Annotated in this window: 12 protein-coding genes; 7 read left to right on the top strand and 5 right to left on the bottom strand. The window is 69.1% G+C overall.

Going from position 1 to position 13,504, the window contains the following annotated elements:
• Positions 1–193 precede the first annotated feature (193 nt).
• Both IEZ27_RS15690 and IEZ27_RS15685 read right to left on the bottom strand, forming a co-directional pair.
• Positions 194–787: a lysoplasmalogenase gene (locus tag IEZ27_RS15690; protein ID WP_189647859.1), complete on the bottom strand. Its 594-nt coding sequence runs from the start codon at positions 785–787 to the stop codon at positions 194–196.
• Between the two features lie 582 nt (positions 788–1,369).
• Positions 1,370–2,791, bottom strand: coding sequence for an alpha/beta hydrolase family protein (locus IEZ27_RS15685; RefSeq protein WP_189647858.1), 1,422 nt, complete (start codon positions 2,789–2,791; stop codon positions 1,370–1,372).
• 418 nt (positions 2,792–3,209) lie between these two features.
• Between IEZ27_RS15685 and IEZ27_RS15680 the strand changes: the two genes are divergently transcribed.
• Both IEZ27_RS15680 and IEZ27_RS15675 read left to right on the top strand, forming a co-directional pair.
• Positions 3,210–3,896: a poly-gamma-glutamate hydrolase family protein gene (locus tag IEZ27_RS15680; RefSeq protein ID WP_189647857.1), complete on the top strand. Its 687-nt coding sequence runs from the start codon at positions 3,210–3,212 to the stop codon at positions 3,894–3,896.
• Positions 3,897–4,083: 187 nt separating this feature from the next.
• On the top strand, positions 4,084–5,640 hold the full coding sequence (locus IEZ27_RS15675; RefSeq protein WP_189647856.1) for an OmpA family protein: 1,557 nt from the start codon (positions 4,084–4,086) through the stop codon (positions 5,638–5,640).
• Positions 5,641–6,028: 388 nt separating this feature from the next.
• On the opposite strand, the gene IEZ27_RS15670 is transcribed toward IEZ27_RS15675, so the two are convergent.
• The gene (locus IEZ27_RS15670) at positions 6,029–6,175 is read right to left on the bottom strand and encodes a hypothetical protein (protein WP_189647855.1); all 147 of its coding nucleotides are present in this window, start codon (positions 6,173–6,175) and stop codon (positions 6,029–6,031) included.
• A 727-nt stretch (positions 6,176–6,902) separates the two neighbouring features.
• Between IEZ27_RS15670 and IEZ27_RS15665 the strand changes: the two genes are divergently transcribed.
• Complete coding sequence (locus IEZ27_RS15665; protein WP_189647854.1) at positions 6,903–8,060, top strand: hypothetical protein; 1,158 nt, start codon at positions 6,903–6,905, stop codon at positions 8,058–8,060.
• A gap of 336 nt (positions 8,061–8,396) precedes the next feature.
• Here IEZ27_RS15665 and IEZ27_RS15660 read toward each other — a convergent pair whose 3' ends face one another.
• Positions 8,397–9,326, bottom strand: coding sequence for a TIGR04222 domain-containing membrane protein (locus tag IEZ27_RS15660; protein ID WP_189647853.1), 930 nt, complete (start codon positions 9,324–9,326; stop codon positions 8,397–8,399).
• A gap of 353 nt (positions 9,327–9,679) precedes the next feature.
• Positions 9,680–10,234 (bottom strand): CGNR zinc finger domain-containing protein, encoded by a 555-nt coding sequence (locus IEZ27_RS15655; protein WP_189647852.1) that lies wholly within the window; start codon positions 10,232–10,234, stop codon positions 9,680–9,682.
• A gap of 68 nt (positions 10,235–10,302) precedes the next feature.
• Between IEZ27_RS15655 and IEZ27_RS15650 the strand changes: the two genes are divergently transcribed.
• The 4 genes from IEZ27_RS15650 (at position 10,303) to IEZ27_RS15635 (ending at position 13,208) form a co-directional block, all read left to right on the top strand.
• Complete coding sequence (locus tag IEZ27_RS15650; RefSeq protein ID WP_189647851.1) at positions 10,303–11,214, top strand: NAD(P)-dependent oxidoreductase; 912 nt, start codon at positions 10,303–10,305, stop codon at positions 11,212–11,214.
• Between the two features lie 568 nt (positions 11,215–11,782).
• Positions 11,783–12,382, top strand: a complete 600-nt coding sequence (locus IEZ27_RS15645) for an AAA family ATPase (RefSeq protein WP_189647850.1) — start codon at positions 11,783–11,785, stop codon at positions 12,380–12,382.
• A gap of 279 nt (positions 12,383–12,661) precedes the next feature.
• Positions 12,662–13,021 carry a hypothetical protein gene (locus IEZ27_RS15640; RefSeq protein WP_189647849.1) on the top strand — a complete coding sequence of 120 codons (360 nt, stop codon included), beginning with the start codon at positions 12,662–12,664 and terminating at the stop codon, positions 13,019–13,021.
• A gap of 7 nt (positions 13,022–13,028) precedes the next feature.
• Positions 13,029–13,208: a hypothetical protein gene (locus IEZ27_RS15635; protein WP_189647848.1), complete on the top strand. Its 180-nt coding sequence runs from the start codon at positions 13,029–13,031 to the stop codon at positions 13,206–13,208.
• Positions 13,209–13,504 lie beyond the last annotated feature (296 nt).

The raw sequence follows: 13,504 nt of genomic DNA, 5'->3' as shown, positions 1-13,504 counted from the left end.
TTGGAGGCGTTCGCCGGGACGGGGACCGAAGTGGCCACGAGCACACAGACGGCACTCGTGACCAGGGCTAACACGGCATTGCGTCTCACGTGGTCGCTCCTGACGCGCTGGGGGGTGGTGTTTGGGGTCACCTGCATTTGAGTTGATGAACCACAAGAGGTCAATAACGTGGTAAATGGGCGGGCGGCCCGGCTCACCGAGGGGCGGCGACGAGTGCGTGCTCCGTGTCACGCAGGAGGCCGGAGGCCAGAAGGTACTGGGCGGTGACGTAGGTGCCCATGATGACCACACCGTGCAGCGGCAGGAGGGGCAGGCCGCCCAGTCTGACGCCGATGAGAGTGTCCGACAGCAGGAAGAGCAACCCGCCCAAGGCGGTACGGCGGTTGCGGGTCGAGGCGGCCGTCGCGCTCGCGAACAGCAGCAACGAGTACGCCGTCACCGGCAGTCGCATCGCACCCAGCCCTGACCACAACACCGCGATGCCTGCCACCCATCCCAGGCCGTACAGCAGCGGGACCACCGGGCGTTGCCGCAGTCGCCGCAGAGCGCCTCGGCGGACGAAACACCATATGTAGCAGACGTGCGCCGCGCCGAAGAGGATCATCCCGGGGACGAACCATCCATCGATGGACAGCAGCACGTCCCCGCCCCAGGAGAACAGCAACGCCGCCACCAGCAGGGCGGGTCCGCCGGCACTGGCCGCCCAGGCCGCCAGCAGCGGCATCAGCAACGCCTTGGTCACCGAGTCGTACGGCTCCAACTCCACGGCCACCAGGACGAGATGCACGGCCGAACACACCCAGAACCCGACGAGGGACCAGCGCGCGAGCCGATCTGCGGGGAAAGCACCATTGCGCACCCTCGGATCGTAGCGACACACATCGGGGCGGAGACCGGCCAGCTGCAACTGCACAAACTCGCCATGAGATGAGCCAACCTCCAAGCGAGCCACGAGGAGGTTCCCATACGCCGTCTCACCACCGCCGTCATCGTCACCGCTCTGGCCGTAGGGTGCGCGCTCGCCGTCGCCGCGTCCGCCGCACAAGGGTGGGTGGGCCTGTGGTCCTCCGACGGAGGAGCATCCGCTCTCGAAAACCCCGCCGCGGGATGCCATTCCGTCAGTTCTGCCGTACGGGCCTACCACAACACCGACGCCATGGTGATCCTGTTCCCCGAGGCCGGCTGCCAAGGGGCACCCTTCTACCTGTCCCCGGGCGACGCCGGCTGGATTCCCTTCACAGCGGTCAGCATCTATGTCCTGTCCTGGCATCACCGCACCACAGGGCGGCGCGGACCGCTCGGACGTGCCGGGGCCGGCGCAACCGGCCACGGACGCCTCCAGCATCCAACCCCCAGCCCCCTGGAGCCGCTAAAGGACGGTCAGGTGGCCGTACCCGGACAGGGCCGCGGTCAGGTCGCCGGGTTCGCCGCGGAGTGCGGCGTCCAGGAAGGCGGCGGTGGCCTCCGCGGTGATGTGCGGCCCGGCAGTCCGGCCGAGGGAGCCGGTGAGCGCGGGCAGGGGCGGCAGGAAGAGTGGGGCGTCGGTGAAGGTGAGGTGCGCCGTGCCGGGGACGGTGAGCCGGTAGCCCGTCGCCGTACTGAGCTGGAGCACCTGCGTGAGGCGCGGAATGTAGTCCGGCTCCTCGCCCGGTTCGACGTCGTGGGTGAGCGCGAGCACGGGCTGGTGGAACGGCCGCGGCGCGGGGTCGCGGGGGAAGCCGTCCAGGTCGATGACGGCTGCGAACCGGGGGTCCTGGCGGGCGGCCTGGAGGGCGGCGGCGCCCCCGAGGGAGTGGCCGGTCGCCGCGGCGCGGCGGGTGTCGAGCCGCCCGGTCAGCGGGCCCGGGATCTCTCCCCGGTCCAGGCGGACGAGCTGGGTGAGTACGAAGCCGAGGTCGGCGGCCCTGACCGCCGTCCACCCGGCCGCGCGCCTGTTGTCCTCCGCCTGGTCGCCGGTGGCCGCGACCCGGGTACGGATCGTCCGGCCGTCGGCGAGGGTGACGAGGGCCGAGTCGTACGGGTGGTCGAGGGCCGCCACGACGTACCCGCGGCTGGCCAGTTCCTCGGCCCAGGCGGTGTTCTGCGTACGTACGCCTCCGAGCCCGGGCGAGAACAGCACCAGGGGGAACCGGTCACCTCCGCCGGCCACCGGGGCATCGGGCACCGAGTGCGTGCGGGCGCGTGGCGGCTCGTCGAGTACGAAGCGCGGAAGTCCCAGGTAGTCGGCCTCGCCACGGGCGACGAGCTGGGCTTCCTGCGCCGTACGGCCGAGGTACCACGCCCGCTGGGCGGCCCGGGGACCGTTCTGCGCGGGATACCAGAGCTGGACGACGACCGTCCGCACGTCATCGGCCCGGGGCGTGGCGATCTCCGGGCGGTCGGGGTCGCTCCACTGCACGACGGTGGTGCCGACGGCGTACGCACCCGAAGGCTCGGGGAACACGGGCAGGGGCAGCGCCCACGCCGCCGCCGCGCCCGCGAGCATCAGCGCCAGGCATGCCGCCGATCCCGGCAGGGCCAGCCACCATCGAGCCCGCCGCGCGGGCCGCCACCTCAGCAGGGAGGGAACGGCGAACACCAGCACGATGCCCCCACCTGCGAGGACGAGGAGGAGTTGCCAGCGGATCCCGAGCACGGCCAGCACGATCCCGGTCACCGCGAGAACCGCGCCACCGGCCAGCGTCGAGGGTCGGCGCGCGCCGGACGGCAGCCAGCGGGCCAGCACCAGCACCACGGCGGCCGCCAAGACCAAGAGCTCTGCGAGGGACAGGCCGAATACGGTCACATTCATGTGATCACCGTGGCGGAACGACCTCAGCCAGACATCGAGCTCAATGCCGAGAGTTGTATGCGATCCCGGTATGACCTTGCGCGGCCCGTCTGCGACCACAGTCGCAGGTAGCCATCGTGGAGGGTGGGGTTGGGAATCCGTCAATGACGCGGGATGGAACGAGATTCGGCGTCAACGGAGTTCCTGCTGGTAAACGAGCCTTTGTCGGGTTCTCTTTCGTGCGCGGCTCGCGCCAGATTCCGTTCGGGATGGCCGTTACGACCGCCGCTCCCCCACACGCGTCCGCGCCGCGCTCCACCTCACCTCGGCAACGACGCCAGCCATCACCCACTCAAAGTAGTCGCACGTATGCGGTAAGTAAGATGGGTGGACACCAGCGTTCAGGGGTCTTCAGGCCGTGACATCAAGGAGCCAGGCCATGCCGGCTGCCATCACCCGCATGCTCGCCCTCGCCCTGAAGCTGAACATGCCCCAGGCCGACACCTACGCCCGCTACGCCGACCTCGCCGCCCATGAGAACGAGAGCACCGACTACCGGCGCGTGACGCGCCTGCCCGACGGGGCGATCGTGTCGCACATCGCCATCCACGGCGGCGGCATCGAGCCCGGCACCTCGCAACTCGCCGACCAGGCCGCCACCGTGGGACAGCACGCCTTCTACGCGTTCGAGGGCCTCAAGCTCTCGGCCAACGGAGTCCTGCACGTCACCTCCAACCACTTCGACGAACCATGGGCACTGGCGTTGCAGGCCAGGATGTCCGCCACCGTCTCCTGGCACGGCGCCCGCGGCGAGCAACCCACCACCTACGTGGGCGGGCGTGACCGAGACCTCGCCGACCGGGTGAAGGCCCGGCTGGCAGCCGCCGGATTCGCGGTCGCCGCGACCGTGCCACCCCGCTACACCGGCACCAGCCACCGCAACATCGCCAACCGCAACGTACGCGGCAGGGGCGTACAGCTGGAAATCACCAGGGGACAGCGCAGACTCTTCTTCGAAGACGGCAAGCTCCACCAGCCCTGGATCGACAACCCCAGCCACCGGACGGCCGCCTTCCACGCCTACGTCGCCGCCGTCAACAACGCCCTGGCCGGCCAGGTCGCGTAACCAGGGATCTTGACGCGCCCGGGACCGAGGACTGCCGGAGGGTCGCCGCCGTCGGCGACGGTGGTCAGCACCGCTTCCAGCAGGGCGCGAACCCCACCAGAGTGGGAACGGCCAGCCCGGCCCCGCGCGCCCGGCCACGAGCACCTTGACTGACCGCTATCGATACGGTCATGGCACAATGCCCGGCATGCGTATCCGGATCATGGCCCTGACCGCCGTCGCCTTAACGGCCGCCGGATGTGGTCAGCTCCCCCCCGCGCCCTCGGCGAGCGAGACCACCGCACCGCCTTCCGCGCCTTCGACCAGCGCTCCTTCGCCCTCCGCGAGTGGGAGCGCGACGTCCGGCGGCGAGGACACCCGCCCCGCGCTGGCCACCGTCCAGGGCACGGTCGAGCCGAACTACAAGGCCGAACTCGTCGGGCTCAACCGCGTCGGCGGCAAGCACCTGATCGTGCAGTTGCGCCTGTCCACCAGCACCGACAAGCCGCTGCACTGGCAGGCGCCGCTCGCCGACCCGATGCGGCCGCTCAAGTGGCGCTGGCCCTCCGGCATCGCGGTGCTCGACGCCCCGGCCCACCGGTGGCTCATGCCGTACAAGCCCGCCGACGGCGAATGCCTGTGCAGCGACACCGACCGCGACGATCTCGAACCGATCATCGACCCCGGCAAGTCGCTGACGGTCTACGCCGTGCTGCCCGCGCCGTCCGGCAACCCGGCGACCACGACGATCGTCACACCGATCGGCCCGCCGATGGTCGACGTCCCGATCAGCGACGACCCGCCCGTGCCGCCACCCGGTCAGCAACTGCCCGACGCTGACGCGTCCCAGGTCGAGACCGTCAGCCACCTCATCGAGACGCCGTCGCAGTCGCTCGACCGTACCGAGGAGACGACCGACGACGGCGCCGACCTCAAGGTCAGCCTCTCCTCCGACGTACTGTTCGCGCTGAACAAGGCGACGCTCACGTCGCGCGCCCGCACGGTGCTGGCCAAGGCGGCCAAGCTCATCGACACCTCCGCGGACACGACGATCGAGGTCGACGGCCACGCCGACTCCTCCGGCACCGACGCCATCAACGAACCACTGTCCCGCCGCCGCGCGGAGGCGGTGCGCCAGGCCCTCACGCAGCTGATCACGCGCGACCAGGTGACGTTCAAGGCCCAGGGGTACGGCTCCCGCCGCCCGCTGTACAGCAACAGCTCCGACGAGGGACGGCGCCGCAACCGCCGGGTGACGATCACGTTCGCCAAGCCCGCACCGGCCGAAGTGCCGGCCACCGGCACCACGGCCTCCCCGCTGCCTGAGGGCAAAGGGACGACGGCGACGGTGCGCGCGAAGGGGGTGCCGTTCGACCTGAAGGTGACGGCCTTCCGCCGGATGCCTGGTGACCTGGGCCTGCTCCGCTACACGATCACCAACCGGGGTGACGGCAAGGCGTGGTACCACGACCTCAACTGGGCCGATGATTGGAACGCCTTCAAGTACCACGCGGCGACGAACATCCAGGTGACCGACCCCGCCGCGCGCCGCCTGTACCGCCCGGCCCGCGTGATCGTGGCCAAGGGGGAGGAGCCGGGCACGTACTGCGCATGCACGAACACCTCCGGGGTGGCATTGTCGGCGATGAACTTCGAGCCCGGGGAGACGAAGGAGTTCTGGTCGCTGTATGCCCTGCCCGCCCAGGCTGACGCGCTGACCGTCAAGGTAGCCACCTGGCGCGCCCTACAGGTGCCCCTGTCCTGAGCCCGCGCCTCGCGCGGGCTCCTTCGTGGGGGCCTGTGCGGGGCGCCGCCGAGCCCGTGACCGCTCGCCTTCCAAGGGCTGCCCAGCGCTGGTGAGCCCCGCCTACTTGGCTGATCGGGAGTGCTACTCCACCGGTTGCCGGGTGTCGGCTGCCGCTTGGGCGAAGGCGCGGATGAGTGGCGTCTCGCTCGCCGTACGCCAGGCGAAGGCCCACCGGCACGGCGGGGCGTCGCGGATCGGGACGAAGGCGAGGCTGGGCCAGGGGTAGAAGGTCGCGGCCTCGGCGGTGACTCCGGGCGGCCCCGCCGCCCCTCGATACGCCGAGCGCCGACATCCGCATCAGCCGCGCCCGCCTGCTCCACCCTCACCCAGGAACTGCGGTCACAGCTCAATGCCCCGGCCGCGCACGGCATCGCGAGAAGATCTTCGCCGCGATTTCGACCCGGGTGAAGGTGCGTCCGCAGTTCGAGGCGGCGCTCGCGCCGGCCTGGCAGTTCAAGGCGCACGCCCCGTACTGCCGGGTCATCTTCACCATGGTCGAGATGAAGCGCCTTGGCCGCGCACGGCCTGGTGCCGGAGATGCTCAGCGGACCGATGCCCGGCCTGCACGATCCGAGCGGCCCAGGCCGGCTGCTGTTCGCCTCCTTCGCCGCGATGGCCGAGGCCGAGCGCGAGAACATCCATGAGGCCACCCTGGAGGGGCCTGGACAAGGCCGCCCGCAAGGGCAAGCACGGTGGCCGACCACCGATCATCACCGACGAGGGCCCAGGATGCCGCGGCCCACCCGTTACCTGCGGGGCGACCCGCCATCGTCCTGTGCTCGATCGAGGTCACCCCCACCCCAGACCGAGGGCGGCCTTCTTCGCCAGTTGATGAGCGTCCGTGTGCAGATCCCGCGCGTCGGTTCGGTCGCCAAGGTGGTGCGGATGCGTCCGCCGTTCGTCAGTCCGCCTCGCCGGGCTCGTCGTAGAGCGCGAAGGTTTGATGGGAATGGCGGGAGTTTACGGACGGTCAGTGACGCATGGTCCCAATGATTGTCAAGACGCTGATGATATTGCCGAACCGCCCTGCAATGGCCGCCTTGAGCAATATTGTCACGCTCCAACGCTGAACGATTGGATCAAGAGGTGATCTTCTGTGGTGCGTCACAGGCGGGTTTCGGATACGCCACCGATGTCGCCGCCTGTCCTGCCCGGCCCGGTCCTCCTGCCGCAGGCGGGTCGTCGGCCCGCGCCGCCCTCCAAGAAAAGGGGTCGTGACCATGACCATGCTGACCTACACCGTCATCACCGACCCGGCACCCCTGGAAGCGTCAGCGTCCGGGCGGCCGTCCACAGGAACGGTGTACCTGGTCATCACCAACACCGGGCAGCAAACGGCGTACTGGTCCACGATCACGGTGGAGGTGCCCGTGGGCAACGGCGCCCGTGACCTCACCTCGGACTTCAACAAGATCAAGCACAAGGGCGAGCACAACGGCACCCCGTCGGTGAACTTACAGCCGCAAGGCACCAACGCCTTCCAGGCCACCCCCCTGAACGGAACCGCTTTCGCCCCCGGCGACTACATGGTGCTGACGCTGGAGAACGTCATCGTCGCCGCCGAACGCGGGCTGGCCGTGCTGAAGGTGACCGAGAAGGCCGGCAGAACCAAGACCGGGCGCCCGAGCACCAGCTCCGCGGCAGTGGCGCTGGTGAAGACCGCGCCGAAGGAGATACCGGCGCCGCACAGCTTCCTCGCGGACAGCGCCGTAGTGGACGCCGGATCAAAGGTCACGCTGAGCTGGGAGGGATCCGACGACTTCACATACGAGATCCGGTTCCCGGGCGGCCCGAAGCCCGTGCCCACGGTCAGCCGTACTGGGTCGTATGGCCCGTACTCCTTGGTGCTGGACACCGCCGACGCCCCGAAACGCGATACCACTTACACCCTCGTCGCCAGCTTCGGCACCCAGCGGCACACCTTCACCACGACCGTTCAGGTGCGCAATCCCGTCCTGGAAACCCTCACCGCCATCAATGGCGTCACCACCCCGTGGGTACAGGGGCGGGCCACGGGCGACGGAGCCGTCACCTTCTCCAAGGGCGCGATGCACATACGGCGCGAATTCGCTTCCAATGACCCGGGCGCCCTGTTCGCCGACAAGGCCGACCTCAACGGCGTCAACACCGAATGGGTGCAGGGCAGAAGCACCGACGACGGACGGATCACCTTCCCCAGGTTTGGGCTGCAGGTGTACCAGGGCGGGACGAACACCACCTCTGGCGTTGTGTACGCCGACTCCGTACGCGCGAAAGATGCCCCCTATGGGCATGGCGGCGGGTGGATCAACCTCCACGACGAAGGGATGACCGTTTACCTGTCGAAGGACGGGAGTAACGGACTTGGGAGCGTGACGGCCCGCGACTTCAACCGCTGACCTCACCACCGCTCAAGAAGCAACCCCCTACGCACGAAGGTGGCCGGCGTCATCCTGACTGCGGAAGTTGAAGCCGGGCTCGACGGACGTCTCGCCACGCGCTGCTGTCGTGCCCTGGCACCGGGACATGGCGTGCCCGCCGCGTCCCGGTGCCGGCTTGATCAGCTCCCACCAGTCGATTCCCTGGGCAAGGCGAGGTCCTTGCAGCCCGAGGGCGTCCCAGGGACCGATCGGGGCGGGCCGCGGCTCGCCCCTCGGGACGGCCGTGGCTCGCTTCGTACGAGCGGGTCGTGATCGGACGGATCCGGAGTGGTCGGAGGAGCGCCGTGCCGCTCGTCAACCGCCGCCGCCTCCGCCGTCACCCGAGCCGCCGCCCCCGTCCCAGCCGCCGCCTCCGCCGTCCCAGGTGCCGCTTCCGCTGTCGTCCGGGGTCCAGCCGACGGAGCCGCACTGGGTGCTCGGGCTGCTGGGTTCGCCTCGGTAGAGGTGACCGTCCGGGATCGAACGCTTGCTGAGCTCGGCCGACAGGTCCGGGTCGCCGAGGTGGCTCAGTCCGTACAGCGCGAGCGGAACGGCCACGGCCTCGGTCTCGGCCCCGTACGGATGCGCCCGGCGCGCCTTCTCCAACTGATGGCGGCCCGCGCGGCCGAGCCGGACCGGCCGGTTCCTGACGTACAGAGACCGGATCTGCCTGGCCACCAGCCAGCTGCCCCCGAACCCGAACAGGGCAGCCACGCTCAGCGGCGGCGACTGCGCGACGATCATGTAGATCACGTCAGCCCCGGCGGCGACGACCGCGACCGTGGGGATCAGCCTCAGGACGTCGCGGCAGACACGGAAGCCGGGCACACTCCGAGAATCGACGAGCAAACCCAGTTCGGCGAGCCGTCCCCTGATCCCGGCGACCTCCGCACTCACGGCCAGGCGCCGCTTGACCTGGACGACCGGCGAACTCCTGCGCTCGGCGAGGATCGCGACAAGCCGCTCCTCCACGGGGTATCCCGCCGTCACGGCCGTGGAGACACGATGGATCTTCCCACCCCGGGAGACACGGATCTCCCCCTCCCTGGCCAGCAGCCCGATCGCGCTGTCCGCCACCCGTACGGGACCGCCCGCGAGATAGGCGAGCTCGTAATGACCGAGGTCGACATCACGCAACCCACCGAGCCTCACGCGGGCGCGTACGTGCGCCACCTCGGCAGCGAGAACCGTACCGACGGTGACCGCCCCGAGGAGCACCGCCAACCATACGAGGACCACATCCATGCCCACCTCCCGTGTCGTTGATCAACGCGTGAGGCGGACACGAAGGTTCCGAGGGGCGCCAAATCCGGCGCCCCAGGGCACGAGAGCCGCCTGCGGTGACCTAGGACGTCGCTGGTACCAGCGGCTCATGCCGCTTCAGGTGAACCGATTTGCTCAGACCCGCTGGACGAGGCGTGCTCAGCGCCCCTCAGGCGACGTCAGCTTCTTGGTTTTGGTGAGCGAGTACGGGCGAAGCCCGTTCCGCTTGGTTGGAGTGGCGTTTGTCGTATGAGCTCCAGCTCGGCGCCTTTACAATGTAGATTACATTCGGGCGCGGACGGTCGGGTTTGCCGGGCCTGATCACGGCTGTTGGGTCAGCTCTCGGCGAGTCGTGCCTTCTTGACCTTGTTGCCGCAGGTGTTCATGGAACACCAACGGCGGTTGGCTCCGCGGCTGGTGTCAAGGAAGAGCCCCGCGCATCCGGGGCCTTCGCAGTTCTTGATGCGGCTGCGGTCGGGGCCCCCGAGGATGTGGATGGCATCTGTGGCCAGGACCCCGAGGGCGTCACCGACAGGCGTCGTCTCGGTCAGGTGCCATTCTGCGAGATCGCGTTCGAGCGCGGCCTTCGCCTGCCCAGCGGCCGCGACCGTGTTGAGAGTGCGGACATCCTTCGAATCGGGCTGTTCACCTGCGGCGATCGCCGACCCGATTCGGTAGATCACCTCGCGCAGCTCGACGGCGTCCTTCAGATCGGTCAGCGACACGTCCGTGACGTCAAGCCCTGTCGCCTGCAGCCACATCTTCAGTCGTGCAGGGTCGGTCAGCCGCTCTCGCGGCGCCATGCCGGCTCGATCGCTGACGGTGGCAGTGAACCGGAACGCCAAGACCTCGTTGTCCATTCGGAACACACGACGTACGTCCTCGGTCATTCCAACCTCCGCAGTGAGCGACAACACCTTTCGAACCGTCTTAGCCAGTTCGACATGATGGTATCCCTATGACATCGTGGAACCGCCTTAGACGGTTCACAGAGAGGGTTCTCCGTATGAGCAACATCGCGGTCATCGGTCTGGGAGCAATGGGGCGGCCCATCGCACGCAACCTCTTGAGGGCCGGGTACGACGTCGTGGTGTGGAACCGCTCCGACGGGCCCGCGGACGAGCTTGTCGCGGCGGGTGCCCGGCGAGCCGCCTCGGTCGCCGAGGCCATGCACTCGCCGGTGGTCTTCTCGATCCTGGCCGATGACCGGGCCGTCGCCGAGACGTTCATCGACTCCGGTGTTCTCGCTCAGGCCCCGGGCGGGACCGTTCACGTCAACCTCGCGACGGTGAGCGCCGGCCTGGCTCGCCGGGCCGGCGCGGCGCACGCCGAGCATGGTGTCGGGTACGTCGCGGCACCGGTCTTCGGCCGTGCTCCGGTCGCCGAAGCCGGAGCACTCAACATCCTCGCGGCGGGCGAGCAGGGGCTGATCGACCGCGTGCAGCCGCTCTTCGACGTGATCGGCTCGCGGACCTGGCGACTCGGCGATCGTCCGGAGCAGGCCAACATCGTGAAGATCCTCGGGAACTACCTGATCGCGTGTGCGATCCAGTCGCTGGGCGAGGCTGTCAGCCTCGCGGAAGGCGCCGGTGTCGACTCGGGGCAGTTCGTCGAACTGCTGAGCTCAACACTCTTCCCGGGAGCCGTCTACAACGGCTACGGGTCGATGATTGCCGAACGGCGCTACCAGCCGCCCGGATTCACTACAGTCCTGGGCCGCAAGGACCTCCACCTCGCGCTCGATGCCGCGAACGACCACGACATCCCGCTCCCGATCGGTGAACTCCTGCGGACTGTCTTCGATCAGGCCATCGCCGACGGTCGCGGGGCGGACGACTGGGCGGTCATCGCGGAACAGCAGCCACGATGACCATCGTGGGCCGATGCCCGTGGCCGCGGCCTGGCGATCACGCCACGAGGCAGCTCTTCGCGTTCACTTGGTGCCGTTGACGCTGCTCGCGGGTGGGCTCATCGCCACCCCTGACAGCTGACGAGGCGACACGCGCACCACTGGATGCGAAGTCACCCCCCGAAGGACTTCCGGAGCCGACCACTTGGATGAGCGGCGTTCGAACGTCATCGGCAGGTGCCCATCGGGTGCAGACTGCAGAACGGACGGCTCAACTGGGTGACCGTCCTGCCCGGCAGCCGGAGTACATGTCGTCATCGGCACGCTGAGCCGACCGCCCGTGCCGCCAGTGAGTTCAGCCAGCCTGAAGCGCAATCATGAGGAACAGCCGCAGGCTTGGTTGGTGGGATCTGAGAATGCGGGGAGTTCGCCGGATCATCTTCGGTGGCTCACCGCCCGTGAGGCATGTAAGACAAGCGGACGGTCCGTGAACGTACTTGACCAGTATTCGGGGGTTGTTGGGCGGGCATATGAGGGATGAGATCTCTGCTGGTCACGCGGATCTCCCCCGCGACCGCCCATTAACCAGATGGCAGTCAACGTCCGGCTGGCTACCATCGGCTGGATGGGAGATCGTCTCAAGGGCGTTTACGCACCCCTCCACCTGCTCGCGGGGGCGCCTGGCGCGGGCAAGACGACGTTGCTACCGCACCTCCTCCAGGCGGCGGACGGGTTGGTCGTGACGGACATGGACGAGCTGCTCGAGGACGGCGAGCTGATCGGCGTGCCCATTGCGACACCCGAGGCAGCGCCGATTTGGCCGGCCTACGACCGGATGTGGCGACGCATCGTGACCATGGTGCGCCGGGCCGGTCATCCCGTGCTGCTGATGTGTCCGATCCCCGACGCCGGCGAAATGCCTGCGTTCGTGCGATGGGACGGGCCGGTCCATTGGGCCCTGCTGGACTGCCCTGATGACGAGCGGAAACGCCGACTGCGTGAGCGCAATGCGCCGCAGGAGTGGATCGACGACGCGCTGGCGGACGCGGCGCAGGGCAGAGAGCTGATCACGACCGTGTTCCATTCCGTCGGCGCAAACCATGCCGGGCTGGCGACACAGGTGCTCGCGTGGGTTGCGTCCCGGAGCATCAGCGTGCCGACCAGCCAGAACGCTAACAGTTCAAGATAAATCGGAGACACGGTGTCCTGCCCCAGGAGGGTCACCATTGGGGTGCCTGATCGAGCTCGTCGCCGGCGAGGCCTCCGCGGCCGCCGGGTGTAGAGCGTTACTCCTGGTCAGGCTCACGGGGGCGGCCCGTTCGCTGTTGACACACGGAGAGATCCCCCGGTCCCCCGAACCGCTCGCGCCGCCAGCAGTTGGCGGTGCTGTAGCGGACACTCCTTCGAGGCATCGGATGTGCCGATGGGGCTTGCATTCGGTACCTGGGTACAGGTTTACCGTCGAGGCATGACACGCGACATCGCCCTTGACCAGGGATGGGCTTCCTCCGCCTGCACCCTGCCCACCGCCGAGCAGCCGCTGCGCGTGGCCGAGTTCGACGCCTTGTTCGCCGGCGCAGTGCAGGGCCTGACGCGGCCGGAGGGTACCCGGCTGCGGCTCGATCTCGTCTTCAGCCCGGACAACGCCGCACGGGCCGCTGAGCTGGCGGCGCGGGAGAACGGCTGCTGCTCCTTCTTCACCTTCACGCTCACCATCGCCGACGGCGGCCTCGCGCTGGAGGTGAGGGTGCCGCCCGAGCACGTCGACGTGCTGGACGCATTGCAGGCCCGCGCCGGCACCGCAGCCGGTACTGCGGCCGCTATTTGAGCTCGGTGTGACGACGGTGATGGAGCGCATCAGCCGCGAGGGCCCGCTCGCCCTCCTTCAGACCGGGACCGTGCGGCTGGTGGAGGCCCTGCCGACGGACGCCGTCGCCGCTGCCGCGTTCGCCCGGCCGGCCTTCGAGGGCGGTCGCGCGACCATGCCCATCGCTGGAACGGGGCGGATGCCCTGAGGCCGGGGTCAACCTGCAGACCCTGCGACCCCACGGCGCCGCGGACTGATCGACGAACCCGGCGCAGCCTCGGCGGCCATCGTGCCTACCCGCCGGAGTCGGTCACCCTGCCGACCGTGATCAAGGCCACGCAGCGGCTCGGCTTCGTCCTGGAGGAGGTGGCCGAGTTGCCCAGCATCGGGCGACGCGGCCATCCCCACCCCCGATCCGCGCGCCGGTCGCGGTGGCGCTGACCGCGGCCGCCCGCAGCGCCCCGGCCGGGGCGAGCGCGTGCGGCCCCTCGGCGTGCGGCTGCG

This window comes from Nonomuraea spiralis, assembly GCF_014648435.1.
GTDB lineage: Bacteria > Actinomycetota > Actinomycetes > Streptosporangiales > Streptosporangiaceae > Nonomuraea > Nonomuraea spiralis.
The sequence above is the reverse complement of the archived record's forward strand: the minus strand, read 5'-3'. Positions and strand labels throughout refer to the sequence as shown.